At 56.9% G+C, this 23,780-nt stretch carries 26 protein-coding genes and 1 tRNA gene; 12 read left to right on the top strand and 15 right to left on the bottom strand.

All coding sequences use genetic code 11. The features are described from left to right. Positions 1–31: 31 nt before the first annotated feature. Positions 32–1,204: a membrane dipeptidase gene (locus tag J7382_RS16290; RefSeq protein ID WP_209070065.1), complete on the top strand. Its 1,173-nt coding sequence runs from the start codon at positions 32–34 to the stop codon at positions 1,202–1,204. Between the two features lie 47 nt (positions 1,205–1,251). Here the strand turns inward: J7382_RS16290 and J7382_RS16285 are convergent, their stop codons facing one another. Beyond that, positions 1,252–2,736, bottom strand: a complete 1,485-nt coding sequence (locus tag J7382_RS16285) for a multicopper oxidase domain-containing protein (protein WP_209070064.1) — start codon at positions 2,734–2,736, stop codon at positions 1,252–1,254. Between the two features lie 62 nt (positions 2,737–2,798). Between J7382_RS16285 and J7382_RS16280 the strand changes: the two genes are divergently transcribed. Continuing rightward, positions 2,799–3,239, top strand: coding sequence for a winged helix DNA-binding protein (locus J7382_RS16280; RefSeq protein ID WP_209070063.1), 441 nt, complete (start codon positions 2,799–2,801; stop codon positions 3,237–3,239). A gap of 112 nt (positions 3,240–3,351) precedes the next feature. On the opposite strand, the gene J7382_RS16275 is transcribed toward J7382_RS16280, so the two are convergent. Next, positions 3,352–4,362 (bottom strand): Fe(3+) ABC transporter substrate-binding protein, encoded by a 1,011-nt coding sequence (locus J7382_RS16275; RefSeq protein ID WP_209070062.1) that lies wholly within the window; start codon positions 4,360–4,362, stop codon positions 3,352–3,354. Positions 4,363–4,638: 276 nt separating this feature from the next. Here J7382_RS16275 and J7382_RS16270 point away from each other — a divergent pair, with 276 nt between their 5' ends. After that, positions 4,639–6,045 carry a DUF4856 domain-containing protein gene (locus tag J7382_RS16270; protein WP_209070061.1) on the top strand — a complete coding sequence of 469 codons (1,407 nt, stop codon included), beginning with the start codon at positions 4,639–4,641 and terminating at the stop codon, positions 6,043–6,045. 86 nt (positions 6,046–6,131) lie between these two features. After that, positions 6,132–7,151 carry a sterol desaturase family protein gene (locus J7382_RS16265; RefSeq protein ID WP_209070060.1) on the top strand — a complete coding sequence of 340 codons (1,020 nt, stop codon included), beginning with the start codon at positions 6,132–6,134 and terminating at the stop codon, positions 7,149–7,151. Here J7382_RS16265 and mazG read toward each other — a convergent pair. Next, on the bottom strand, positions 7,148–7,972 hold the full coding sequence (gene mazG / locus J7382_RS16260; protein WP_209070059.1) for a nucleoside triphosphate pyrophosphohydrolase: 825 nt from the start codon (positions 7,970–7,972) through the stop codon (positions 7,148–7,150). The two genes, J7382_RS16265 and mazG, sit on opposite strands and share 4 nt — an antisense overlap. 63 nt (positions 7,973–8,035) lie before the next feature. Between mazG and J7382_RS16255 the strand changes: the two genes are divergently transcribed. The 3 genes from J7382_RS16255 (at position 8,036) to J7382_RS16245 (ending at position 10,854) form a co-directional block, all read left to right on the top strand. Next, positions 8,036–9,196 carry a M20 aminoacylase family protein gene (locus J7382_RS16255; RefSeq protein ID WP_209070058.1) on the top strand — a complete coding sequence of 387 codons (1,161 nt, stop codon included), beginning with the start codon at positions 8,036–8,038 and terminating at the stop codon, positions 9,194–9,196. Between the two features lie 169 nt (positions 9,197–9,365). Continuing rightward, complete coding sequence (gene speB / locus J7382_RS16250) at positions 9,366–10,346, top strand: agmatinase (RefSeq protein ID WP_209070057.1); 981 nt, start codon at positions 9,366–9,368, stop codon at positions 10,344–10,346. Between the two features lie 112 nt (positions 10,347–10,458). Next, positions 10,459–10,854, top strand: coding sequence for a DUF1499 domain-containing protein (locus tag J7382_RS16245; RefSeq protein ID WP_247745060.1), 396 nt, complete (start codon positions 10,459–10,461; stop codon positions 10,852–10,854). Here J7382_RS16245 and J7382_RS16240 read toward each other — a convergent pair. Continuing rightward, positions 10,798–11,112 (bottom strand): hypothetical protein, encoded by a 315-nt coding sequence (locus J7382_RS16240; RefSeq protein ID WP_247745059.1) that lies wholly within the window; start codon positions 11,110–11,112, stop codon positions 10,798–10,800. The two genes, J7382_RS16245 and J7382_RS16240, sit on opposite strands and share 57 nt — an antisense overlap. A 61-nt stretch (positions 11,113–11,173) precedes the next feature. Here J7382_RS16240 and prfA point away from each other — a divergent pair, with 61 nt between their 5' ends. The 3 genes from prfA to J7382_RS16225 all read left to right on the top strand — a co-directional run bounded on the left by prfA (position 11,174) and on the right by J7382_RS16225 (position 13,907). Further along, positions 11,174–12,223: a peptide chain release factor 1 gene (gene prfA / locus J7382_RS16235; protein ID WP_209070055.1), complete on the top strand. Its 1,050-nt coding sequence runs from the start codon at positions 11,174–11,176 to the stop codon at positions 12,221–12,223. Further along, a complete protein-coding gene (gene prmC / locus J7382_RS16230) occupies positions 12,220–13,053 on the top strand; it encodes a peptide chain release factor N(5)-glutamine methyltransferase (protein ID WP_209070054.1) in 834 nt (277 codons plus the stop codon). Before prfA ends, prmC begins: the two co-directional genes overlap by 4 nt. Positions 13,054–13,277: 224 nt before the next feature. Next, a complete protein-coding gene (locus J7382_RS16225) occupies positions 13,278–13,907 on the top strand; it encodes a DUF4167 domain-containing protein (protein ID WP_209070053.1) in 630 nt (209 codons plus the stop codon). Between the two features lie 71 nt (positions 13,908–13,978). On the opposite strand, the gene J7382_RS16220 is transcribed toward J7382_RS16225, so the two are convergent. From J7382_RS16220 to J7382_RS16210, 3 genes are all read right to left on the bottom strand, one after another. Next, positions 13,979–14,947, bottom strand: a complete 969-nt coding sequence (locus J7382_RS16220; protein WP_209070052.1) for a Gfo/Idh/MocA family oxidoreductase — start codon at positions 14,945–14,947, stop codon at positions 13,979–13,981. A 134-nt stretch (positions 14,948–15,081) separates the two neighbouring features. Next, positions 15,082–15,978 carry an RNA polymerase sigma factor RpoH gene (gene rpoH / locus J7382_RS16215; protein ID WP_209070051.1) on the bottom strand — a complete coding sequence of 299 codons (897 nt, stop codon included), beginning with the start codon at positions 15,976–15,978 and terminating at the stop codon, positions 15,082–15,084. Between the two features lie 176 nt (positions 15,979–16,154). Further along, on the bottom strand, positions 16,155–17,183 hold the full coding sequence (locus J7382_RS16210; RefSeq protein WP_209070050.1) for an RluA family pseudouridine synthase: 1,029 nt from the start codon (positions 17,181–17,183) through the stop codon (positions 16,155–16,157). Here J7382_RS16210 and J7382_RS16205 point away from each other — a divergent pair. Next, positions 17,182–17,505, top strand: coding sequence for a DUF6476 family protein (locus J7382_RS16205; protein WP_209070049.1), 324 nt, complete (start codon positions 17,182–17,184; stop codon positions 17,503–17,505). The genes J7382_RS16210 and J7382_RS16205 overlap by 2 nt on opposite strands. Positions 17,506–17,693: 188 nt before the next feature. On the opposite strand, the gene J7382_RS16200 is transcribed toward J7382_RS16205, so the two are convergent. Beyond that, a tRNA-His gene (locus J7382_RS16200) sits at positions 17,694–17,770 on the bottom strand. Between the two features lie 240 nt (positions 17,771–18,010). On the opposite strand from J7382_RS16200, the gene J7382_RS16195 reads away from it, so the two are divergent. Next, a complete protein-coding gene (locus tag J7382_RS16195; RefSeq protein ID WP_058240434.1) occupies positions 18,011–18,199 on the top strand; it encodes a DUF6324 family protein in 189 nt (62 codons plus the stop codon). A 47-nt stretch (positions 18,200–18,246) separates the two neighbouring features. Here J7382_RS16195 and J7382_RS16190 read toward each other — a convergent pair whose 3' ends face one another. The 7 genes from J7382_RS16190 to J7382_RS16160 form a co-directional block, all read right to left on the bottom strand. Further along, positions 18,247–18,726, bottom strand: coding sequence for an MmcB family DNA repair protein (locus tag J7382_RS16190; protein WP_209070048.1), 480 nt, complete (start codon positions 18,724–18,726; stop codon positions 18,247–18,249). 304 nt (positions 18,727–19,030) lie between these two features. Continuing rightward, entirely contained in the window at positions 19,031–19,819 is a 789-nt protein-coding gene (locus J7382_RS16185) for an ATP-grasp domain-containing protein (protein ID WP_209070047.1), read from the bottom strand. 174 nt (positions 19,820–19,993) lie between these two features. Further along, complete coding sequence (locus J7382_RS16180) at positions 19,994–20,338, bottom strand: hypothetical protein (protein ID WP_209070046.1); 345 nt, start codon at positions 20,336–20,338, stop codon at positions 19,994–19,996. A 189-nt stretch (positions 20,339–20,527) separates the two neighbouring features. Then, positions 20,528–20,998, bottom strand: coding sequence for a transcription antitermination factor NusB (gene nusB / locus J7382_RS16175; protein WP_209070045.1), 471 nt, complete (start codon positions 20,996–20,998; stop codon positions 20,528–20,530). Further along, the gene (locus J7382_RS16170) at positions 20,995–21,546 is read right to left on the bottom strand and encodes a 6,7-dimethyl-8-ribityllumazine synthase (RefSeq protein WP_209070044.1); all 552 of its coding nucleotides are present in this window, start codon (positions 21,544–21,546) and stop codon (positions 20,995–20,997) included. The genes nusB and J7382_RS16170 overlap by 4 nt, the downstream gene beginning before the upstream one ends. A 2-nt stretch (positions 21,547–21,548) precedes the next feature. After that, entirely contained in the window at positions 21,549–22,670 is a 1,122-nt protein-coding gene (ribB, locus tag J7382_RS16165) for a 3,4-dihydroxy-2-butanone-4-phosphate synthase (protein WP_209070043.1), read from the bottom strand. Positions 22,671–23,037: 367 nt separating this feature from the next. Then, on the bottom strand, positions 23,038–23,628 hold the full coding sequence (locus tag J7382_RS16160; protein ID WP_209070042.1) for a riboflavin synthase: 591 nt from the start codon (positions 23,626–23,628) through the stop codon (positions 23,038–23,040). Between the last annotated feature and the right edge of the window lie 152 nt (positions 23,629–23,780).

Below are 23,780 nucleotides of genomic sequence, written 5' to 3'. Positions count from 1 at the left end.
GCTCAACATACAGGCATGCGGGGGAGAGAGAATGCGCGTTTTTGGGAAATGGCTGGGGCGGCTCTTGCTGCTCTCTTTGGTGGCGGTCGCCCTGTTTTTGATTGTCGCCCCCGGATATGTGGAGAAATCCCGCAACGCGGTGGCCGACCATGCGCCCTACCCGGTCAGCGCGGCCGCGCAGGCGTTGCATGAGGACCTGATCATCGGGGACTGGCATGCAGATACATTGCTGTGGAAACGTGATCCCCTGAAACGCGCCGAGCGTGGGCAGGTGGACCTGCCACGTCTGCAGGAAGGCAATGTGGCCCTCCAGGTCTTCACAGCCGTAACCAAATCGCCTACTGGACAAAACTATGACGAAAACGCCGCCGATGCGCGCGACAACATCACCCTGCTGGCGGTTGGCCAACTCTGGCCCAGCCGCACATGGGGATCGATTTTTGAACGTGCGATCTATCAGTCTGAACGTCTGCATAAAGCCGAAGCCGACTCAGAGGGCGCATTGCGCATCGTGCGCTCCGCTGCGGAGCTGGATCAGGTCCTGACGGATCGCGCCGCAGGGCAGAATGTGACCGCGGGCATGCTCGGTATAGAAGGTGCACATCCGCTGGAAGGCAAGCTCGAAAACCTGCAACACCTTCAAGATGCCGGTTACCGCGTCATCGGGTTGCAGCATTTCTTTGACAACGCGTTGGGCGGCTCGCTGCATGGGATTGGCAACAAAGGGCTGACGCCTTTTGGCCGCGAGGTGGTACAGGCCATAGAAGCGCGTAATCTGGTGCTTGATCTGGCCCATTCCAGCCCCCGCGTGGCGCGGGAGGTCATAGAGATGACCGACATGCCGCTGATCGTGAGCCACACGGGAATTTATGGCAACTGCCCGGTGAAACGAAACTATGAGGATGCTCTAATGCAGGACATCGTGGCGTCCGGGGGCGTTGTGGGCATCGGATATTGGGCGGATGTGACATGCGATGACAGCCCGGCAGGTGTTGCCAAAACGGTGAAGGCGGCAGTGGATCTTCTCGGGGAAGACCACGTGTCGCTGGGGTCGGATTTTGATGGTTCTGTCCCCACGGCCTTTGATACCTCAGAGCTGGCCGCCCTCACGCAAGCCTTGATGGATGCGGGCCTAAGCGAGGCGCAGATTCGCAAAGTCATGGGGCAAAACATGCTGCGGGTGCTGCGCGCGCGGCTGGGATAAGGCACCGTACCAGAGCGGCCGCCTTAAACCCGTGAGATCCGCAGATCTCAGGTCACCGTGAACTGTCCCATCATGCCACAATCCTCATGTTCCAAAATATGACAGTGATACATATAGGGCGCATCCGCAGGGGCAGTATGATCAAACCGCACCAAGACCTCTGACCAGCCCTCCTCGACATGCACCATGTCTTTCCAGCCCTGCGCATAGGCCGGTGCCGGGGCGCCATTCTGTGTGAGGATGCGGAAGGAGCAGCCGTGAATATGAAACGGATGCAATTGGTCATCCACAGAAATGCGCCAGATTTCCGTATCGCCCTTGCGCACCTCTTCGTCGATGCGATCCATTTGCATGGGCAGACCATTGATCGCCATGGCACCGGCATTGCCACAGAAGTTGTCCCACGCCAATGCCAGCGCAGCAAGATCGGCGCCAACATCCATCTGCAATTCAAAGGAGCGTGTCACAGTGGCATCATAGGGGCGCGGCGGCGCGAGATTCGCCAACTGCTTTGGCATACTCCCGGTGAAACCTTTCCGCGATGAGCGCTGCAAGATGAGCGCCGTAAGAGTCTGGGACCCGCCGAACAGATTGACCAGAAAACCCAATCCCCCCTCATCATAGGCAACGTTCAGCGCATTGCTCTCTGCCTGTCGCATGTCCACCAAAATCTCATATCGTTCGCCCGGAGACATCACGATCTCAGCAGTTTCCACGGGAGCCGAAAGAAAACCGCCATCTGATGCGATCACCGTGACGGGCCCCGTCGCCATGGACAGCGTCAGGAACCGAGCATTGCAGGCATTGAGAATGCGCAGCCGGATCAGCCCGCTCGGCACCTCCTGCGCCACAGGGGCAATGGCACCATTGATGACAAGCGTATCCGCCTCAAAACCATCTTCAAATACTTCGCCTGAAAGCTCGTAGGCCATTTTACCATCACCGCCGAACATCTTATCCTGCAACACCAGCGTGAAATCATCCACGCCATATGTTTTGGGCAGATCGGCCGAGAGGCTGGCGTCATCTTCCACCAGAAGCACCCCGGCCAGCCCCGTATATGTCTGACGCGCAGTCTTGCCGTGCATATGGGAGTGGAACCAATTCATAGAAGCGTGCTGCACAATAGGCACATCCGGCGACCAGACCTGGCCCTGCTCAATCTCCTGATGCGGGCCACCATCTACATCACCGGGAATATGCAGGCCGTGCCAGTGCAAGGTGGATGTGTCGCCAATGTCATTGCGCACATCAAAGGGCAGCGTTTGCCCCTGTTTGACCCTGAGAACCGGGCCGAGATATTCTTGATTGATCCCAAACGTATCGCTCAACACGCCATTGCCAAAATCATGCCGACCAACCTTAAGATGCAGAGGGATCCGCTCGTTGATGCCGCCTGTCAGATCCTTCATTGGAATGAGTGGCAAAGGGCGCGGCGCGGTCTGCGCAAACGCAGCTCTCGCGCCTGCAAGCCTCCCTCCTGCAAACAACGCACTGGCCCCTGCGGACTTAAGAAAGCTTCTGCGATTCATTGCACTCTCCATAAATTATCAACTATGATTGATAAATCGGAACCAGGAATAATTTGTCAACCATGATTGATAAAAAAGACGAGGCCTTTCTGGGGCAAAATATCAAAGGCATAATGATGACATTGATTGCCCGCTGGAACGGGCAAATGGATGCGGCTCGCGCCAATACGGAATTTGCCGATGTGCGCCCTGCGGACATGCGCCTCTTTGCGCAATTGCGCGGGCGCACCGTGCGGCTTTCAGAAATCCATCGAGAAATGGGGTTCTCACGCCAGGCCGCGCAGCAGGCGGTGGAGCGCCTGATCCGCCATGACATGGTTTCCCTCGATGCAGATCCCAATAGCAAACGCGACAAGATCGTCTCCATCACAGACAAAGGTCAGCGCTGGCGCACACTCGCAGCGGAACAAATTCGCCTGATTGAAACAGAGATTAGCGAAACGCTTGGGGAGACGGGCACGGAGGATTTACGCCGCAGCCTGCTTGCACTCGCGGCCCGCTGATCGGGCCAACCTAACCACTCAATCCCCCGAACCACGCTCCGTGTTTGCAGAGGATTTGAAGATAAAAAAGGCGGCTACAGGGGCCGCCTTTTTGTCTTTATTACAAGCTGTATCAGCCGTCAAAATCAACTTCTTCGATCAACTTCAGTGCTTCGGAGCGGTGACCGGCGAGGGTCATCAGGTTCACGTCATCCGGCGTGAACGCGCCCCAGCTCTGCACCAGTGGATCAGCTTCCATGCCCGGCGCAATCGGATATTCGAAATTGGCAGAGGCATAGACTTCCTGCGCCTTGGAACCGGTGAGGAACTCCATCATTTTGATGGCGTTCTCTTTGTTAGGCGCCGCCTTGGTGAGCGCGATACCAGAGATGTTCACATGTGTGCCAGCGCCCTCGAAGGTTGGGAACACAATGTTCACGCTATCCGCCCAGGCCTGCTGCTCTTTGTCTTTGAGCATTTTACCCATGTAATAGGTGTTGCCCACAGCGATGTCGCATTCCCCGGCCCAGATCGCTTTCACCTGCGCGCGGTCATTGCCCTGAGGTTTACGCGCCAGATTTGACTTCACACCTTCCAGCCATGTTTTGGCCCCTTCCGCACCATGATGTTCAATAACGGCAGAAGTCAGCGCCACGTTGTAGGCATGAGTGCCAGAACGGGTACATATGCGACCTTCCCATTTGGGGTCTGCGAGATCTTCATAGGTGGTCACCTCGCCGTCCGCCACACGGTCTTTAGAGGCATAGATGATGCGCGCACGGGTGGTCAGACCAAACCAGTGGCCTTCAGGATCGCGATAGGTTTCGGGTACATTGGCGGCAATCACATCGCTCACCACTGGCTGTGTCACACCCGCATCAACCACCGCATTAAGACGAGAAATATCCACCGTCAGCACCAGATCCGCAGGGGAACGATCGCCCTCGGCCACCAGACGCTCAACCATGCCTTTTTTGAGGTAGGCCACATTGACCTTAATTCCCGTCTCTTCAGTGAAGGCATCCGTCAATGGTTTGATCAACTCAGGCTGACGATAGGAGTACACATTGACTTCTTCAGCCAGCGCCGGAACCGCAACACCGCCAAGCGCGGCTGCCATGGCAAAGGTCTTCAAGGAACGCATTTCACATCTCCACGTTTCAAAATCCTTATGGCGCTTAAACCTGAGAGGAATTGTCGGGTCAACTGATCTATCTTGTCGCATCTCTAAACGCCTGCGCCCCTCAGAATAAGGGCTCTGTTATTGTTAACTTTTATTGATCGAAACCGTGCAACCTCGCGGATTTGCGAATATAAAATTTCCGACAAAATCACTTGACTTACTACCGCCATTCATTGAGTGAAACAATCAGGATAAAAGTTGAGTGTAACACTCAAGTTCGGAGACGGGAGACAGTTCATGTCCAAAACACTTTTGAAACTCACAACCAGCCTCGTCGCAGGTGCGTTTATTGCAACCGCCGCCACCGCAGCTGACACCTATGGCCCCTTCCCCGTAACCGTGAAAGGTTACGAAGGCGACAAGACAAACTCTGTCTCCTACACCGGCCAGATCGCGCGCCACGCGCTGCATGACAGCCTGAAGAAGGCCGCGGCCAAAGGTGACGGCGGCGCAAACGCTGCAGAGGTTGAAGCCATGCTGCTGGCCTATTTCAACGGTTCTGACGAAGACCTCGCCATTCTGGCACCTACCTCCAAGGACGGCTTCCCGGTAAAGCAATCCACCGTGAACGAAATCTCCAAAGGCAAAAACATCTCCGGCAAGTTCTACAATGGCGCAATGCCTGCGTGGCCTGGCAATGTCTCCGGCCAAGAGGCCGTGCTGCACATGATCAAACACGCTGCACAATCCAACGGCGGCTTTGACGCAGAAAACGGTTATGACTGGGGTCAGATCATCTCCAAGTACACCATGGGCGCCATGATGTATAACCAAGCCGTCGACAACTATCTCGACGAAAAGCTTGAAGCGGACAATAAGCCAAACGACAAGCCTTACAAAGACGGCGCGTATTACACCGGCAAAGAGCATTCCTGGGATGAAGCTTTCGGCTACTGGGGCGGCCCGGCACACACCATGAGCCTGACCCCAAAGCAGGCTTACGGCATTGCCAAAGGCAAAGATCTGGCTGCAGCTGACGCGGACGGCGACGGTGTGGTGGACCTGAAATCCGAACATGTGTTTGGCCCGGCTTACTACGCTGCGGGCGCAGACAAAGGTGGCACACAGTCCACCAACTACATGCACACCATCATGCAGGCCTTCATTGACGGTCGTCAACTGATCGCAGACGCCAAAGGCGAAGCTCTGACAGATGCACAGCGCAGCGAGCTGAAAGCTTACGCTGAAGTCATCGAGAGCAACTGGGAAAAAGTGCTGGCGGAAGCAACCTTCAAATATGCGGGTTCGGTCTACAAAGACATCGCCAAAATGGGTTCCCTGGAAGGCGAAGAGCTGGCCAAAGCCTACCGCAACTACGTGAAGCACTGGGGTGAGCTGAAAGGCTTCGCCATGGCGCTGCAGACCGGCAAAAACAACCTCGGCGGCACCGCAACCGAGCTTAACAAGCTGATCGGCTACGGCCCTGTCACTTTGGACAACACCTATGTGACCGGCATCGACGCGGATGGCAACTTCCTGCGTGAGCGCCGCGCCACCTGGAGCGACTACCAGCTGCAGATGCTGCAGGCACAGAAGCTGCTGAAAGACACCTTTGGTCTGGCCTCCCTGACCAATGATGCCACCGCAGATCTGGAAACTCTGGCAGGCAAATTGTCTTCTGACAGCAACGCCGAAACCGACTAATCTTCGCCACTTGGGCAAGACGTTAGGGCGCCCTGTACATGGGCGCCCTTTTTGTTCGAAAACACCTACAGGCAGGAGGTATGGACATGGACGTTTGGGACAATCTGATCTGGATCGTTCAGGATTTTGCAGATCCGCGCAAACGGGTGTTTGTGGGCTATCTCTTCCTGTCGCTGATCATCGCCTTTGTCTGGATCTGGTGGGTAGGGCGCAAAACACCGGACACAACCGGCCGCAGCTCTTTGCGTCGCCTCTTTGACAAGCGCATCTTTTTTTCAAACTCTGCCAAAGCCGACTACAAGATTTTTGTGCTCAACCGCCTGTTCAGCGGATTTATTTCGCCGCTGTTGCTTACGCAGGTCGGCATTGCGACGGGTATGTTCTACCTGCTTCACGATCAGGACTGGGTGCGGTCTGGTGCCTTGGGCGGCACTCCAAAGACTCTGGTTGTGGCATTGTTTTCACTGACCATGTTTGTGGTGGATGATTTCACCAAATACCTTTTGCACCGCTGGATGCACCGCTGGCCTGCGCTTTGGTCGCTGCACAAGGTACATCACTCTGCAACGACCATGACGCCCATCACCGTCTACCGTGTGCATCCACTTGAAGGTGTGCTCTACGGGGCGCGCGGAGCCGTGGCACAGGGCAGCACGATTGGTCTGTTTATCTTTCTCTTTGGTAATACCGTGGATCTTTACACCGTGGTGGGGGTCAATGTGCTGGTCTTCGCATTCCATGTGACCGGATCCAATCTACGTCACAGCCATGTGGATATTCACTACTGGCCATGGCTGGAGCGCATTCTGATCTCACCCGCGCAACATCAATTGCACCATTCCGTTGCCGAAGAACATCATGACAAAAACTTTGGCGCAGCCCTCGCGGTCTGGGATTGGCTGTTTGGCTCGCTGCACCTCTCTGAGCGTGAAAAGGATCTGACCTTTGGATTAGAGGGACGGGATGCGGATTATGAGGCCGATCTTGGCACGATCTACTTCCGTCCTTTCAGAGAAATTGGGCGGTTTTTCAAACGTCGCGCCACGCGTTTGTGGCACACAGTGCCCAAACGCTCTTCGCCAACAGCGCCCCGCAAAGATGCCTAGGAACGGCGCACTTTCTCCTCTGCTTTCACAGCGTCCCAAAGCGCGTCCATCTCGGCAAGATCACTTTCCTGCGGGGTCTTCCCCCTTGCTTTAAGCTTGGCCTCCACCCCTTCAAAACGCCGGACAAACTTGGCGTTTGCCGCCCTCAATGCGGCCTCAGGCTCCACATTCAAATGCCGCGCAAGGTTGGCCATCACGAAGAGCATGTCACCAAACTCTTCTTCGACCTCTGCCTGCGTCAAGGTCTCACGCGCCTCCACCAGTTCCCCGGCCTCTTCAACAATCTTGTCGAGCACATGAGACACATCGGGCCAGTCAAAGCCGACCCGTGCCGCCCGTTTCTGCAACTTCACCGCCCGCAGCAAGGCTGGCAGGCCCAGCGCCACCCCATCCAGCGTGCCGCCCTGTGCCTTCCCTGCCCGTTCCGCAGCCTTGACGGTTTCCCAATCCCGGACCTGCTGCTCGGCGGATTTCTCCCGATCTTCATCGCCAAAGACATGCGGATGGCGCGCAACCATCTTGTCAGACATGGTGTCGGCAATCTCATCAAAGGTGAACAGCCCCTTTTCCTGCGCCATCTGCGCATGAAACACCGTCTGAAACAACAAATCCCCCAGTTCCCCTTTCAACTCACCCCAGGCTTCCTGCTCAATCGCGTCGGCAACTTCATAGGCTTCCTCAATGGTGTAAGGCGCAATGGTGCCAAAATCCTGCTCGATGTCCCAAGGACAGCCGCTTTCCGGATCGCGCAGACGGCGCATGATCTCAAGCAGACGCGGCATACCGCCATTCGGGTTCAGGATAAGGGGATCTTCGGCCATTGCGCTGCGCTCCAGTCTTTGGTTTGACGGCATCTGAGCGAAATGAGTGAGGGGAGTCCAGTCATGCCGATTGTAAATCGCATTGCAGACTACGCAGAAGAGATGAAAACATGGCGCCGGCACCTGCACGCGCATCCAGAACTGGCATTTGATTGCTTTGAAACTGCCGCCTTCGTGGTTGAGCGGCTGAAAGAATTTGGCGTGGATGAAATCCATGAAGGCATCGCCAAGACGGGCATCGTTGCCCTCATCAACGGCCAAGGCGACGGCCCCACCATTGGCCTGCGCGCCGATATGGATGCGCTGCCGATGCAGGAAATCACCGGATTGGATCACGCCAGCACTGTCGATGGCAAGATGCACGCCTGCGGCCATGATGGGCACACCACCATGCTCTTGGGGGCCGCAAAATATTTGGCGGAGACCCGCAATTTCTCTGGCCGGGTGGCGTTGATCTTCCAACCTGCCGAAGAAGATGGCGGCGGCGGCAACATCATGGTCCAAGAAGGCGCGATGGACCGTTTTGATGTGAAAGAGGTATATGCCTTGCACAACGTGCCCGGCGTGCCGGTTGGCAGCTTTCACACCCGCCCCGGCCCAATCATGGCCTCGGTGGACACGTTCACCATTCGCCTTCAGGGCAAAGGCGGGCATGGCGCTTACCCCCAGGAAACCATCGATCCGGTTGTGGCGGCTGTGGCCATGGTTAACGCCATCCAGACCATTGTCAGCCGCAACCATGACACCCGCGACGAAGCCGTGGTGTCTGTCACCCAGATCCACGTGGGCAGCACAAACAATGTGATCGCGGATGACGGCTTCATCAACGGCACCATCCGCACGTTTGATAAAGACGTGCAGGCGATGATCCACCGCCGTCTGGACGAAATCACCCAAGGCACAGCCGCCGCTTATGGGCTGACAGCGGAGCTCGATCTGGAAATTGATTATCCAGCAACGGTCAACCACCCTGATCAGACAGCCTTTGCCGCTGATGTGGCGCGCGCCATTGCAGGTGCGGAAAATGTCGATGCCAACCAGCCCATGGAAATGGGTGCGGAAGATTTCTCCTATATGCTGGAGGCCCGTCCGGGCAGCTATCTGTTCCTCGGCGCAGGGGACGGCGCTGGCCTGCACCACCCTGCCTTTGACTACAACGATGAGATTTCCCCCATCGGCGCGTCGTTTTTTGCCAAACTGGTAGAAACAGCACAGCCACGTTGAGCAAACACCAGTGACCGGAACACCACAGGGCGCTCTGCACAGAAAGCGCCCTGTAAAGGACCTTTATCCCCAACAAATAGGTCGCTCAAAGGAGCATCGGAACTCTTTGGGCTTGACCTTTTTGTCCCATTTGCGAAATTTGATCAAATTTTGAAAATGAGGACATCCCATGGCGCTCGAAGATGCCAAAACCCAGGTCGACAATGCTTTCACCCGCGACAAGCGGCGCGGGCTGAGCTTTGAAAACACCTTTGGCGGGGCAACTTCCTTCCTGCGACGGCGCTACAGCAAAGATCTCAGTGGCGTGGATATCGCCGTCACTGGCGTGCCTTTTGACATGGCCGTGACCAATCGCCCGGGCACCCGGCTTGGCCCCCGTGCGATCCGTGAAGCCAGCGCCATTCAGGCTTTTGATCCGCCCTATGGCTGGGGCTATGATCCCATGACCGAACTCAGCATTGTGGACTATGGCGATCTGGCCTTTGACTACGCCCGCGTGATGGAATTTCCGGAAACACTGACCAACCACATTCGCACCATCCTCGACAGCGGCACGGCCAGCATTGCTTTGGGGGGCGATCACTACATCACCTACCCCATCCTGAAAGCCTATGCCGAGAAATACGGGCCGATGAGTCTTTTGCAGTTTGACGCTCATACCGACACTTGGGCGGATGATGAACCCAAACGCATCGACCACGGCACCATGCTTTACAAAGCTGTCAAAGACGGTCTGGTCGATCCATCGCGTTCGGTTCAGGTGGGCATCCGCACGGAAAATCCCGACACGCTGGGCTTTAATATTATTGATGCACGGGAGGTGCATGTGAACGGCCCCGTGGCTGTCGCGGAAAAGATCAAAGGCATTCTCGGGGATCACCCGACCTATCTGACCTTCGACATTGACGGGCTTGATCCAGCTTTTGCGCCCGGCACAGGTACGCCAGTCTGGGGCGGGCTTTCCAGTGGGCAGGCCAGCATCATTTTACGTGACATTGCTGGCATCAATATGGTCGGTGGCGATGTTGTCGAGGTTTCCCCGCCCTTTGACACAACCGGGGCCACAGCTGTTGCAGGTGCGCATGTGGCCCTTGAATTGATCTGTCTTTGGGGCTGGAACCGTCGCAACTGCCGCAACGGAACCACCTGAAACAGCAAGAGTTTGTCCACCCTGCGGCCAGATACGGCGTCCGCTCCGTAGTGCCGTGGGGTATACTGTTCATGATTCTTCACCACTGGATATTGTGAATATGAGGGCAAAAATGGCGATCGTAGTTGGACTGATTGTATTCCTAGCAGCTGGCTTGGCCTATGTGAGACTGGCGCCAAGCGATCCGGCCAAATGGCACCGCGATGTCCAGATCAACCACGACAGTAACTCTGAAAACAGCGTCCGCCGGATGGTGGTGACGGGCAGTGATGGGCTGGCCAAATTTGCAGAGATCGCCATCCAAACACCAAATACCAGCGTGCTGGCCGGATCTGTTGAAGAGGGCATGGTCACCTTCATCACCCGCACGAAAGTGATGGGATACCCGGATTACACCACCGCGATTCAGGATGGAGAGCTGCTTAAAGTATTCGGACGGTCGCGGTTTGGCCTAAAGGACTTTGGCGTCAATGCCGCTCGTGTGGATGCTTGGATCGAAGCTTTGTAAGGGCCCAGTTCGCGCGGGCGCAGACAGTCTTGAACTCAAACAGCCCGGAGAGATTTCGCGCCACATGGGCACATTGAGCGACATCTGGCATTGCGCCATGAACATGCGCCCATCCACCTGAAGGCAGATCATTTCCCCCACTTCGACACGTTGGCCCTGTTTGTCGGTGCAGTAGCAATCCACAGGTACACCATTTATCACGCCATCCGCCCAAGCAGGCGTGGCCAAGAGTACCAGCATCGCCAAAAACCGTGTCATGGGATGATCCTACACTACAACACGCTCTTGACCAACTCCGCGGATTGTCCCACTTAGCGACATGGTTCCGATAGAGCGACTTCTCCAGATCACCCAGCGTTTTGAGTTTATTGAGGCGCAAATGGCCGAAGGCGGCGGCGACATTGCTGCGCTGGCCAAAGAATATGCTGAACTGAAACCTGTGGTGGAACAGGTGCAGACCTACCAGAAATTGGTGAGTGATATCAGCGAGGCCGAAGAGATGCTCACAGATCCGGATATGAAAGATCTCGCAGAAGAAGAGCTGCCCACGCTGCGCGCCGTATTGCCTGAGGCCGAACATGCGCTGCAACTGGCGCTCTTGCCCAAAGATGCCGCAGATGCGCGCCCCGCCATTCTGGAAATCCGCCCCGGCACCGGTGGCGATGAGGCCGCACTCTTTGCCGGGGATCTGCTGCGCATGTATCAGCGCTACGCAGAGGCGCGCGGCTGGAAACTTGAGATTCTTGAAGAAAACGCCACCGAACTGGGCGGCATCAAAGAGGTTGTGGCCCATATCAAGGGTGACAATGTTTTTGCCCGCATGAAATATGAATCCGGCGTGCATCGGGTACAGCGCGTGCCCACCACGGAAAGCGGCGGGCGTATCCACACCTCTGCCGCCACCGTGGCTGTGTTGCCCGAAGCTGAAGACGTGGACATTCAAATCGACGCCAATGACATCCGCATCGATACCATGCGCGCCTCAGGCTCGGGTGGGCAGCATGTGAACACCACCGACTCTGCGGTGCGCATCACCCACCTGCCCACGGGCATCATCGTGACCAGCTCGGAAAAGTCGCAGCACCGCAACCGCGAGATCGCCATGCAGGTGCTCAAAACCCGTCTGTTTGATCTGGAACGTCAACGTCTGGCGGATGAACGCGCCGCTGAGCGCGCCGGTCAGGTTGGCTCGGGGGACCGCTCAGAGCGCATCCGCACCTATAACTTCCCACAAGGCCGCATGACCGACCATCGCATCAACCTCACACTTTATAAGCTGGATGCGGTGATGACCGGGGATCTGGATGAAATCATTGATGCCTTGACCGCAGATGCGCAGGCCACTGCACTGGCGGAGATGGAGGGGTGAGCCTCACCATCGCGGCGCTGATCGCGCAAGCTGGCGAGCGGTTGAAAGCCGCCGGTTTTAAGGATCCCGGAAGAGAAGCGCGGCTTCTGGTGGCAAAAGCCACAGAGGTTCCAGCCGCAAGGCTGTCACTGGAAGCGCGGGAAGCAGCCACTGAGCAACAGCAATCCACACTGAATTCTCTTCTGGCGCGCCGCATGGCACGCGAACCAATGTCGCATATCATTGGTCAGCGGGCATTCTACAAACATGACTTCAAAGTCACCGCTGACACGCTGGACCCGCGCCCGGAAACTGAAGCGCTGATCCTAGCGGCACTTGAGCGCCCTTTTTCTCGGCTTTTGGATCTTGGCACAGGCACGGGCGCAATCGCCTTATCACTGCTTGCAGAGCGCCCAACGGCCACCGGCATTGCCACCGACCTCTCTCAGGGCGCGCTGGGGGTGGCGCATGAAAATGCCCTTGCAGTGGGCGTTGCGGATCGGGTCGAACTGATCCAAAGCGATTGGTATGCACATGTCAGCGGCACCTATGATCTGATTGTCTCCAACCCGCCCTATATTGCAATGGAGGAAATGGCCTCGCTGGCCCCGGAACTGTCTTATGAGCCGCGCATGGCACTCACTGATGAGGCGGACGGGTTGACGGCCTATCGCAAAATTGCAGCGGGTGCACCGGCGCACCTCACCTCCGGCGGTTGGCTGATGGTGGAAATTGGCTGGCAACAAAGCGCCGATGTGGCCACGCTTTTTGAAAATGCTGGTCTGAAAAATATCGCCGTTCTGCCGGATCTGGATGGGCGTGACCGTGTCGTGACCGGGCAAAACCTGTAAATTCCGCATCAAAATTGCGAATTTAGAAAGTTTCCGGTGCGAAAAGGCCTTGTGCGAAGTCCCAAGGCGCAATATCAAGTTGCTGTCCTTTTGGTGGATGCCCGGTTTCGGGCGGTCCCGAAAAGACATCAAGCCAAAAATTTGTCGCCCCCGGAAATTTTGAGCGCAAGAGGCGTGAAACGGGACGAGCGACCGCATTTGACCAAGGCTGGATTGCAGAAAACATGAGATCTTCGAAGTCACGTTCGCGGAACAAGTCAAACCGCAACCGTCCCTCCGGGAATATCGTCAACCGTGTGTTTGACAGCTCCGGTCCGGAAGGCAAGGTGCGCGGCACCCCTCAACAGGTGATCGACAAATACAATCAACTCGCGCGCGATTCGCAGTTGAGCAATGACCGTGTCGCCACTGAAAACTTCCAACAGCACGCGGAGCATTACCAACGCATGCTAAATGAAGCGCAGCGCGAGCAAGAAGCCCGCCGCGAAGAACAGGAGCGCCAAAACCGGGAACGCCAGGCAGAGCGTGATCGCGAGCGTCGGGAACGCATGGAGCGTCAGGAACGTGAAGCCAATGGCGATCAGCCACAACCTGCGGCCGAAGCGGACGCCATGGCCCTCGCCGTGGACCCATCGGAAGCCGATCAACCAGATCTGATCGTCGATGTAGCAGAGAGCGGCCTTGTGGAAACGCCGGAGGCAAAATCAGAAGAGCCCAAGCCGGCTCCGAAGAAAGCGCCTCGCAAGCGCGCCCCACGCAAAAAAGCACCGGCAGCCAGCGCAAAAACAGAAGAGAAGAGCAATGCCAGCGACGAGACGGCAAAGCCCGCAGAAGAGAGCAAAGCAGCCGAATAAGCTGCCCTCTCGTTGACCTTAACAAAAGCTGTGAAACTCCCGATAATACCATCGGGGGTTTTTATTATAGATCAGGCGCGAGCCAGAACCTGATCAATCATCGCCTGCAAGCCGCGCGCCTGCTCCAAAGGCCACGCATAGCTTTCGGAAGACCGCAACGCCCTTCCAAAGGCCTCGACCTGTCGCACGTATTGGTTCACGCCGGGAAAGCGCATGACCTCACGCGTGAGATCCGGGCGCGACAGGATCACCTCGGCCTGATCAAACACAGCTGAATTGAAGGGACAACTGAGATTGATCACGCCCCTGTCTCCATGAAAATGCACCTCCTGCCGTGGTGCCATGCGCATGCTTGTGTAGCCCTGAAACGTGAACCCTTCAAAGGCAAACCCCATGTCCGCAAAGACATCGACACCATCCTGCATCTGAATGCGCGCGTAATCCAGTGACAGAGGCTCTTGGCCTGTCACGTAGCGCGCGCCGCCCAACACATAACAGCCGATGTCACGCAGCCCACCGCCCCCAATATTGGCCTGATTTCTGATGTTGCTGGCATCGTCATTAAAGTAGGAGAAGACCGCGTTCACGTGGCGCAAATTGCCAATGGCCCCGCTCTCAAGCAGAGCCTTGGCACGTTGCCATTGTGGATGATGTACGATCATAAAGGCCTCAGCGGCCAGCAGGCCAGCTGCATCACGTGCCGCGATCAGCCGGTCAATTTCGGCCACATTCATCCCTACAGGCTTTTCGATCAGCACAGGCTTGCCCGCCTCAAGCGCCTTTATGCCCCACTCCACATGCAGGTGGTTGGGCAAAGGAATGTAAACCGCATCAATCTCAGGATCAGCCAGTAGCGCATCATAGCTGTCATGGTGGCGCAGCCCAGGCGCAAAGTGCGCAAATTTGGCCACTTTGTCGGCACTTGAACTGGCAACAGCCGTCAACTCAGCCCCGGAGGCCGCGTGAATGGCAGGCCCCATGTGTTTGAGGGCAAAATTGGCAGCCCCCATTATGCCCCAGCGAATTGGTGAATCTGTCATGTTAGCGCCCCCCTCCTCTGTTGCCCGCAGCCTAATGGGGGCGCGACAACACTGGCAAGAGCCGCACATAAAAAAGCCCCGCAACCAGAGGCTGCAGGACAATTTCTTGTTTTGTATGGCGCACCGCCAGCGGCTTATGCGTTTGCAAGCATCCCGCGAGATCCCGCAAGTTCACGCATGCGCTTTTGAAGCTTTTCAAACGCCCGCACTTCAATCTGACGGATACGTTCCCGGCTCACGTCATATTGCCCGCTAAGATCTTCCAGCGTCACAGCTTTCTCGGCCAGACGGCGCTGTGTCAGAATGTCTTTCTCACGATCATTGAGCACTTCCATCGCTTCAACCAGCAGTTCGCGGCGCGCCTCCAGTTCATCGCGGGCTTCATAATCGCCCGCCTGATCTGCAGTTTCATCTTCCAGCCAGTCCTGCCACTCCATGGTGCCTTCACCCTCAGAGCCGACCTGAGCATTCAGCGAAGCGTCGCCACCAGACAAACGCCGGTTCATTGAGATCACCTCATCCTGAGTAACCCCAAGATCATTGGCGATGCGCTCTACGTTTTCAGGGCGCAGATCACCCTCTTCCAGCGCTCCAATGCGCGCCTTGGCTTTGCGCAGATTGAAGAACAGCTTTTTCTGTGCGGAGGTTGTGCCAAGTTTCACCATGGACCAGCTGCGCAGCACATATTCCTGAATGCTCGCCCGGATCCACCACATGGCATAGGTCGCCAGACGGAAGCCCTTTTCAGGGTCAAACTTCTTCACGGCCTGCATCAGCCCCACATTGGCCTCAGAGATCACCTCCGCCTGCGGCAAACCATAGCCGCGGTAGCCCATAGCAATCTTGGCTGCCAGACGCAGGTGGGATGTGACCATCTTGTGGGCCGCATCGGCATCCTGCTCTTCGACCCAACGTTTGGCCAGCATGTATTCTTCTTCCGGCTCAAGCAGCGGGAATTTACGGATTTCTTGCAGATAGCGGTTCAGCCCGCCCTCTGGAGTCGGTGCCGGCAGATTCTGATAGTTGCTCATCTCAGTTGCCTCCCTCGATGTTTATCTCGTTAACATCCATTTAGGTTGCGCTAACGGGATTTCAACCGTTGCACGCGAATTTCTGACTCCAAGACTAGGTTTTTTTCAGGCCTGTTGGAATGGGTGTCGCGGTTTTTCACAGCCATGTGCAGTTTGTTGCAAAGCCAGTTGATACGTCAAGCGCCGCCAAGATCCTCGATCAATTGCGCCATGTCTTGCGGCAAAGGGGCCTCAAATCGCAGGTGCTCTCCTGTGACGGGATGCTCAAAGCCAAGCACCGCGGCATGCAGGGCCTGACGGGCAAACCCCTTGGCCGCTGCTGCGCCTGTGACTCCGATGGCTTTCTCCGCCAGTTTGCGCCGCCCCCCATAGACGGGATCCCCAACCAGTCCATGCCCAGCGTGGGCCATATGCACGCGAATCTGATGCGTGCGACCGGTTTCCAGCCAGCATTCCACGAGGCAGGCCACCGAAGGCGTTCCAAAAGGCTGCACAATGCGCACCCGCGTGACGGCATGACGCCCGCCTTCAAACAGCACTGCCTGCCGCTGACGGTCGGTTTTATGCCGCGCCAGATGGGTGGTGACCTTCATGATGTTGCCTGTTTCAAAATTCACCCCACGCACACCGCGCAGACGCGGATCATTGGCATCAGGCACGCCGTAACAGACCGCACGGTAGTAGCGTTCCACCGTGTGGGCTTCAAACTGGGCCGCAAGCCCCTGATGGGCGGCATCGGTTTTGGCCACCACCAAGAGCCCACTGGTTTCCTTGTCGATGCGATGCACAATTCCCGGCCGCTTCATGCCGCCCACACCGGACAGCGTGTCACCACAATGGTGCAGCAGCGCATTGACCAACGTGCCATTCGGGGTACCCGGCGCCGGATGCACGACCATACCCGCAGGTTTATTGATGACGATCAGATCCTCATCTTCCCAAATCACCTCCAGCGGAATGTCTTCGGGGCCAATGTGGCTTTCCTCAGCCAGCGGCACCGTGATGGCAATGGCCTCCCCGCCTGTCACCTTATGCTTAGGATCTGCGACAACGACACCATTTACCGTGACGCCCCCCTCCCCGATCAACTTGGACAGTCGGGTGCGGCTGAGACTGGCTTCCACTGGCACATCACGGGAAAGCGCCTTATCAAGGCGCTTGGGCGGATCTTCCGCAATCACAAATTCTACAAGGGCCTGAGCCATGGATGAGTCTCCAGAACCAATTGAGCCAGCCAACCTGCGCTTCCTGCGCCTGTTGGTGACGGGCATGACGGGGATTATGGTTGTCGGGCTTGTAACGCTGGTTGTCCTGCTTGTCATGCGCTTCCGTGACGATGGGCCGATCCTGCCTGAAAATCTTACTCTGGAGGATGGCGCGGTGGCGCAGGCCGTGACCATGGGAGATGGCTGGGTGGCGATTGTCACCACAGACAACCGTATCCTGATCCATGATCGGATCACCGGTGCGCGGCGCCAGGAGATCATCCTGTCCCCCGGCGCCTTTGGGTCGACTGTCGAGCATTAAAGCGGCTTTGTGAGAGGGGGCTTTGCCCCCGGCGCAGCAGGCTACGCCTCCCCCAGAGTATTCAAGGTCAGAAGAACGTGGGATGTTGGCATGGCATTGCACAGGGTGTGCCCACCTTGTCGCGCAACGTGCTCAAAACGCGTGCGGGTATGCCTACAAGCATATTCATGCGTTTATTTTGGGGGTGATGGTACCGCCTCCCCGGTTTGAACGGGGGACCTCTGGATCCACAATCCAGCGCTCTAACCAACTGAGCTAAGGCGGCCCTGTGAGGGGCGATTTACCGCCCCCTCACAGGGAATGCAAGCGCCTAAAACAGGAAATTGGCAGATTGTTTGATAAGTTTTTTGGAGAGCAGCCTTTTACAGACTTTATCCACAGGACCACTCCCGTAAAAAGCCCACCAACCGCGACATCCGCGCAAGCGCGCAGCCACGTCTCAACAGCAGTTCTTGCTATTGAGGACAGATCAGGCTAGGCGAGCGCGCAGCACAGGAGAAAACACATGGGCATCAACACCGAAAGCGAGATCGAAGCCAACCTGCAGATCGGCCCAACAGATCAGGGCTTTGTGCGCATCTACATCGAGGCAAAGGGCATTGAGATCCCGATGGATTTTGATCCGGAAGAGGCCGAAGAGATCGCCGAGGAAATCCGCGCCGCAGCAGCCACCGCACGTCAGGTCTCTAAGTAAACAAGCTAAAAAGCATCGGAGGGGTCAGCCCCTCCATCGCAGCGCAGCTATGTCTGCTCATCGGGCATTGGGGCAAGCCTTGGGTCGCGGTAACGCTGCAATCGGCGGGCGGCATCTGTGGCAAATTTCTGAATGATTTTTTTGCGGCGCGCAGGCGCCAGCCTCTCTTCAGGGGCCATGCGGATGATTTCCGCATCATAAGCGTCCGCAAAGATCAGCCCGCTGCCCACTGGCAGGAGATCTGTGGGAAACTCTGTATCCACCGCCCAGAAGTAGCGATCACACCACTCCAGATAGCCTTCCCACTTTGTGTCAGATTGAAAATCCGCCCGGCTGGATTTGCATTCAATCACCCAAAGTTCTCCTTTGGGGCCCAAAGCCATAACATCCACCCGCAAGCCCCGCGTGGGGACAAATTCTTCTACTGAGACAAACCCATGGCCGCGCAGATGCCGCGCAACACCCCGCGCCAGCAGTTGGCCGGGTTGCAAAGGGGGCTGTGGAGTGGGCGGGTTTTCATCAGACATGCACGAAATGTGAACATTTGAGGAACATTTTGCAAGCCCGGAATATACCAGCCTTTTCAGCCCCACCTCTTGCGCCACAAGGGATTGGCGCATAGATACGAGGTCGGCGGGTGCTGCCCTTCCCGTGATATGGTTGCATTCCGGTGGCCTTAAGCAATTCCGAGGGAGCTGGCTCTGTCCTGGCCCTGGCCTGGTTACCTGGCGCCCACCTGTACATACAGGTCCTCGGGAATGAGATAACCGAACGGTCGCGTTTGCGGGCCCGCCACTTTTAACGCAGCGCTGCGTGAGACCGCACGCCAGGTCAGCCCTGATCGAAACGCACCTCAAGCGCCGCAACGATGGCTTTGATATCTGCCGCGTAAAACCCAGCTGCATTGATGCAGTTTGTCTCAATAATGCGAAAACCATCTGCCGTTTGGCAGATGTCTATCACATAGGCTGCGCTGTAGTCAGGATTGAGAGCCACCATCTTTTGCGCGAAGGCCAGAGCCTCTAGGGGGATGTCCTGCACATAGGCGACCTTCCCGGCCTGTTTGTAGCGCGAATAACTCACCACCTGACCTGCGACAATCCACAGCCGCCACTCGGCTTCAATCGCCTGCGGCGCGGACAGCATGATTTCCGTATCTGGGCGCAAAGATCCAATCGGCAGCTCCTCCAACGAAAGCCGAGCCACCCTTTGGGCCAATGCCACAATCTCCGCTGCTGGCAAAACACGGCCCGGGACTTCCTTGCTGTCTTCCACGGGACGCAGAAACCACAGACGCTCTGACGGCGTCAGTCGCACAGCGCAGTCTGACAGAGGCATCACCAGAGCCTCGCTGCCATTCAGCAAATACGGACGCCAGACATCCTCATAAAGAAACGGAGCGATGCGAAACACCCCGGGAAACAGGCCATGGGAGTCGGCATATTTCCAAAGGCTGTAGGCGCCAAAAAGCAAAACAGACTTAGGATTTCGGATCACTGGCTCCGGTGTCAGTTCTCCGACGAAAGGCACAACCTTGTGCCAGCTGACATCGCGCCCAAGCTCCGCCAATACCTGCCCGAGTTTCCGCGTGTCCTCAAAGTCTTGAATAATCCACTGCATGCGCCCCGCCTATCAGCAATGAGAGAGGACCCAAAGCACAAGATCCGTCCGCTCTGCGAAGACGACCGCGCCACTTCAAACCGTAACAAAAAAGCCACCGTGCGTACGGTGGCTCTTCAAGATGGCTCTCACAATCTATCTACTTACGCCTGACCTTGCGGTCGACACAAAGCATCAGCGCTGCAATTGCTTTTTCTGCGGGCTGCGTTGGTCGATTTTCACCGGCACCGGCTCTGCCAACATCACCTGTTGCAACCCTGTTGGCAGCGCATCACGCTTGCCCCCGCCCGGATGATCGTCGTCTTTCATGCGCATGATGGCGATGCCAAACTGCACACCTGCAAAAACAATGCCGTTGAGCACCCACATCACAACCACCGCCAGCACCCCATCCGAGCTACTGCTGACCAGATGCCAGAGATTTGCAACATTGAGATAAAGCAGCATCGCCACAAAGGCTGCAGAAATGGCGAACCCAATGGCCACCTGACGAATATAAAGAGCAATCAGCTTTGGCATGACGGTGCCTCCTTGCGATCATTAAACGCCAGCCCGCCCTTGTGGGCAAGTCACAGCTGCGCGACAGATTGGCGCGAACGCTGCGTCAGCACAGCTGAGCGCAAAAAACGCGCAACCCATCGGTTGCGCGCCAGAGTGATCCAACAAAGTTAACAGAGCTTGAAGACTCGCCCAACCATCAAAGCGGCCTCAAAAAGCCTCTGGCTTGGCTTCTCGGGCCATATGGTCGAGCACGGCATTCACAAAACGGGACTCTTTGCCATCGGGGAAGAAGGCCGCTGCAATCCCCACATATTCGGTGATCACCACCTTGGGCGGGGTCTCGCTTTGCAGGATTTCCGCCCCTGCCGCACGGAACAGCGCCCGCAAGGTCGGATCAATCCGGTCGATCGGCCATTTGGCCACCAGCGCACGATCGGTCATCTGGTCAATGGGGGCCTGATAGTTCACTGCATCCTCAAGGGTCTTGCGAAACAGATCCGCATCCCCTTCGATCATGTCGGTGCCATCCTCCACTTCGGCACCAAACCGGTGATCCAGAAACTCCACCCGCACCTGATCGACGGTCTGGTTTGAGCTTTCCATCTGAAAGAGCGCCTGCACCGCATACAGACGGGAGGCAGATTTCATCTTGCGTTTCTGGTTGCCGGATAGGGTCATGCCTTTGGAGTGTCCTTGAGTTGGCCAGCGAGTTTCATCTCTTCGGCATCTGGAAGAAAACCAACGCCTTTGCGCGGAGCGCCCCACTTACGGCCCAATGCCACAAGATGCAAGGCCGCAGCCGCCGCACCACCACCTTTGTTCTGGTCGGCCGGATCGGCGCGCACCTCGGCCTGCTTGCGGTTCTCCACCGTCAGGATGCCGTTGCCGATGCAGAGGCCCTGCAGTCCCAAAAGCTGGATTGCACGGCTGCTGTCGTTGCAGACAGTTTCATAATGGGTGGTCTCACCACGGATGACACAGCCCAACGCGACATAGCCATCAAAATTGCTCATGCGCTCGGCAATGCCAATCGCCGTCGGGATTTCCAGCGCTCCGGGCACTTCGACCACCTCATAGGTGCCACCGGCGGCTTCGATCTCAGCCACAGCACCCGCCAGCATATTATCCGCGATGTCTTTGTAATAGGGCGACATGACAATCGCGAGCTTCACCGGCTTGTCAAATTCCGCACGCGGCATGATGTAGTGTTTTTCTGCGCCAGCCATGATCATTCCTCCGACAGGATTGGGCGTGTGCCCACAATGGACAGACCATAGGCGTCAAGTCCAAGGTATTTTGTTTCCGGGCTGTCTGTGAGCAGGATCAACTCCTTACACCCCAGGTTTGACAGGATCTGCGCGCCGAGTCCGGTGCGCTTCACAATGCGCGGGCCTTCGTCTTCTTCGGCATAAAGGCTGTGGCGCACTTCGCGGAACAAACAGACCACACCACGCCCTTCCTCGGCAATCTTGCGCATCGCCGTCGGCAGCTCATTCACCGATTTTGGCCCCAGCCCAAGCACATCACTGGCCTCATGCAGCGCATGGGTGCGTGACAGAACCGGCTCTGGCGTGGTGATATCCCCTTTGATCATGACAACATGCTCGATGCCGTGGATCTGATCGGTGAAAATGCGCATATCCCACTCGCCGCCATATTCCGACATCACGGTCTCACGCGAAGTTTCCACCACTTCGTTGTCCACGCGCGACCGATAGGCAATCAAATCGCTTATGGTGCCAATCTTCAGGCCATGCTTCTTGGCCATCTCCACCAATTCTGGCAGGCGGGCCATGGTGCCATCTTCATTCATGATCTCGCAGATCACCGCACTGGGGTGGCACCCCGCGAGGCGCGAAATATCCACGGAGGCTTCGGTATGACCCGCCCGCACCAGCACACCGCCGCGTTTGGCGCGCAATGGGAAGACATGCCCGGGTGTGGCAATGGCGGCCATGGTGTTCTGTTCGTTGATGGCCGTGGCAATCGTCAGCGCGCGATCTGCGGCGGAAATCCCCGTGCTCACCCCCTCACGCGCCTCAATCGAGACGGTAAAGGCAGTTTCATGGCGCGACGAGTTGTTCACCGCCATCATCGGCAAATCCAGCGCATCAATGCGCTCCGCCGTCATCGGCAGACAAATCAACCCGCGCCCATGAGTCGCCATGAAGTTGACGGCCGCCGCATCGGCAAATTCCGCCGGGATGATCAGATCCCCTTCATTTTCGCGATCCTCATGATCCACAAGGATATACATCTTGCCATCGCGCGCATCGGCAATGATCTCTTCAATCGGGCTGATCGCATCGCGCAGGCTCTGCTCGACGGGTCCGGGCTGTTCAAAGGACATGAGGTCTCTCCGCTTGGTTGCTGCCCAGATAGCCCATGCGCCGCCCGAATGCCAGTGCGGGCGCGACACCCAAGCAGGCAAAAACGCAACGACATCCAATCACGAAGCGCAGGACACAGGCGCTCTCGCGCACGACCTCTCCGCCGAACATTACAGTTGTAGATGGATGTGGTCATCATGCCGTGCCACCAACCATGCCACACCACAAATTTGAGACAGAGCCGTCTAAACGAGAAAAATTGCCAGATGCAGGCCAGCAAAACCGCCGTAGACAAAACTTGCATCTAAAGCCCCCTTCCTCTTGACAGAAATATCCCGGGGGTCTGGGGGCAGAGCCCCCAGCCTTATTGGCACAGAGCCTGCCCTGTCAGACGCCGACCTCAGCAAGCCGCGCCACATAGCGGGCCAAGGTATCAATCTCAAGATTCACCTGATCACCCACCTTGGCCGTGCCCCAAGTGGTGACCTCTTTGGTGTGTGAAATCATATTGACGCCAAAATCGCACCCCTCCACCTCATTGACGGTAAGGGATGTGCCATTCAGCGCCACGGAGCCTTTCGGCGCAATGAACTTTGCCAAATCTTCTGGGGCACGGAAGGTGACGCGCGTGCTGTCGCCCTCCTGTTGCATGGCGATGATTTCTGCCACCCCATCTACATGCCCCGACACAATGTGTCCGCCCAGTTCGTCACCCACTTTCAAGGCCCGCTCCAGATTGACTTTGCGCCCTTCCGCCCAATCCCCCAGATTGGTTTTGGAGACGGTTTCCGCTGAAATCTCCACGTCATACCAATCATCGCCCATCGCCACGACGGTAAGGCAGACGCCGTCACTCGCAATGGACGCACCCATGTCGATTGTGCTGATGTCATAGGCTGTCTTGATGCGCGCCCGCAGATCGCCACGCTGCTCCAGCGCGCTGATTTCGCCCACATCTGTGATGATTCCGGTAAACATGATGCGCTCCACTGTAAGGGTTTGAGACAGACCTAACCGGCACCCGCGCACATGACAAGCGCCCAGCGTGTTTCACCACTGCCCCCTGCCCCGCCCTCCGCACAGCTGTTCCATATTTTTGCCATTTCAGATGGTTAACAAATTCGATAGAA

The organism is Shimia sp. R11_0 (assembly GCF_017744035.1).
In the GTDB taxonomy this organism is placed as follows: Bacteria; Pseudomonadota; Alphaproteobacteria; order Rhodobacterales; family Rhodobacteraceae; genus Shimia; species Shimia marina.
This window is presented reverse-complemented; position numbering and strand designations above follow the sequence as displayed.

What these genes read in the sequence shown, in the direction of transcription:
- J7382_RS16290 (WP_209070065.1), top strand. Translation starts at nt 32, where the DNA reads ATGCGCGTTTTTGGGAAATGGCTGGGGCGGCTCTTGCTGCTCTCTTTG.
- J7382_RS16285 (WP_209070064.1), bottom strand. Translation starts at nt 2,736, where the DNA reads ATGAATCGCAGAAGCTTTCTTAAGTCCGCAGGGGCCAGTGCGTTGTTT.
- J7382_RS16280 (WP_209070063.1), top strand. Translation starts at nt 2,799, where the DNA reads ATGATTGATAAAAAAGACGAGGCCTTTCTGGGGCAAAATATCAAAGGC.
- J7382_RS16275 (WP_209070062.1), bottom strand. Translation starts at nt 4,362, where the DNA reads ATGCGTTCCTTGAAGACCTTTGCCATGGCAGCCGCGCTTGGCGGTGTT.
- J7382_RS16270 (WP_209070061.1), top strand. Translation starts at nt 4,639, where the DNA reads ATGTCCAAAACACTTTTGAAACTCACAACCAGCCTCGTCGCAGGTGCG.
- J7382_RS16265 (WP_209070060.1), top strand. Translation starts at nt 6,132, where the DNA reads ATGGACGTTTGGGACAATCTGATCTGGATCGTTCAGGATTTTGCAGAT.
- mazG (WP_209070059.1), bottom strand. Translation starts at nt 7,972, where the DNA reads ATGGCCGAAGATCCCCTTATCCTGAACCCGAATGGCGGTATGCCGCGT.
- J7382_RS16255 (WP_209070058.1), top strand. Translation starts at nt 8,036, where the DNA reads ATGCCGATTGTAAATCGCATTGCAGACTACGCAGAAGAGATGAAAACA.
- speB (WP_209070057.1), top strand. Translation starts at nt 9,366, where the DNA reads ATGGCGCTCGAAGATGCCAAAACCCAGGTCGACAATGCTTTCACCCGC.
- J7382_RS16245 (WP_247745060.1), top strand. Translation starts at nt 10,459, where the DNA reads ATGGCGATCGTAGTTGGACTGATTGTATTCCTAGCAGCTGGCTTGGCC.
- J7382_RS16240 (WP_247745059.1), bottom strand. Translation starts at nt 11,112, where the DNA reads ATGACACGGTTTTTGGCGATGCTGGTACTCTTGGCCACGCCTGCTTGG.
- prfA (WP_209070055.1), top strand. Translation starts at nt 11,174, where the DNA reads ATGGTTCCGATAGAGCGACTTCTCCAGATCACCCAGCGTTTTGAGTTT.
- J7382_RS16225 (WP_209070053.1), top strand. Translation starts at nt 13,278, where the DNA reads ATGAGATCTTCGAAGTCACGTTCGCGGAACAAGTCAAACCGCAACCGT.
- J7382_RS16220 (WP_209070052.1), bottom strand. Translation starts at nt 14,947, where the DNA reads ATGACAGATTCACCAATTCGCTGGGGCATAATGGGGGCTGCCAATTTT.
- rpoH (WP_209070051.1), bottom strand. Translation starts at nt 15,978, where the DNA reads ATGAGCAACTATCAGAATCTGCCGGCACCGACTCCAGAGGGCGGGCTG.
- J7382_RS16205 (WP_209070049.1), top strand. Translation starts at nt 17,182, where the DNA reads ATGGATGAGTCTCCAGAACCAATTGAGCCAGCCAACCTGCGCTTCCTG.
- J7382_RS16210 (WP_209070050.1), bottom strand. Translation starts at nt 17,183, where the DNA reads ATGGCTCAGGCCCTTGTAGAATTTGTGATTGCGGAAGATCCGCCCAAG.
- J7382_RS16195 (WP_058240434.1), top strand. Translation starts at nt 18,011, where the DNA reads ATGGGCATCAACACCGAAAGCGAGATCGAAGCCAACCTGCAGATCGGC.
- J7382_RS16190 (WP_209070048.1), bottom strand. Translation starts at nt 18,726, where the DNA reads ATGTCTGATGAAAACCCGCCCACTCCACAGCCCCCTTTGCAACCCGGC.
- J7382_RS16185 (WP_209070047.1), bottom strand. Translation starts at nt 19,819, where the DNA reads ATGCAGTGGATTATTCAAGACTTTGAGGACACGCGGAAACTCGGGCAG.
- J7382_RS16180 (WP_209070046.1), bottom strand. Translation starts at nt 20,338, where the DNA reads ATGCCAAAGCTGATTGCTCTTTATATTCGTCAGGTGGCCATTGGGTTC.
- nusB (WP_209070045.1), bottom strand. Translation starts at nt 20,998, where the DNA reads ATGACCCTATCCGGCAACCAGAAACGCAAGATGAAATCTGCCTCCCGT.
- J7382_RS16170 (WP_209070044.1), bottom strand. Translation starts at nt 21,546, where the DNA reads ATGGCTGGCGCAGAAAAACACTACATCATGCCGCGTGCGGAATTTGAC.
- ribB (WP_209070043.1), bottom strand. Translation starts at nt 22,670, where the DNA reads ATGTCCTTTGAACAGCCCGGACCCGTCGAGCAGAGCCTGCGCGATGCG.
- J7382_RS16160 (WP_209070042.1), bottom strand. Translation starts at nt 23,628, where the DNA reads ATGTTTACCGGAATCATCACAGATGTGGGCGAAATCAGCGCGCTGGAG.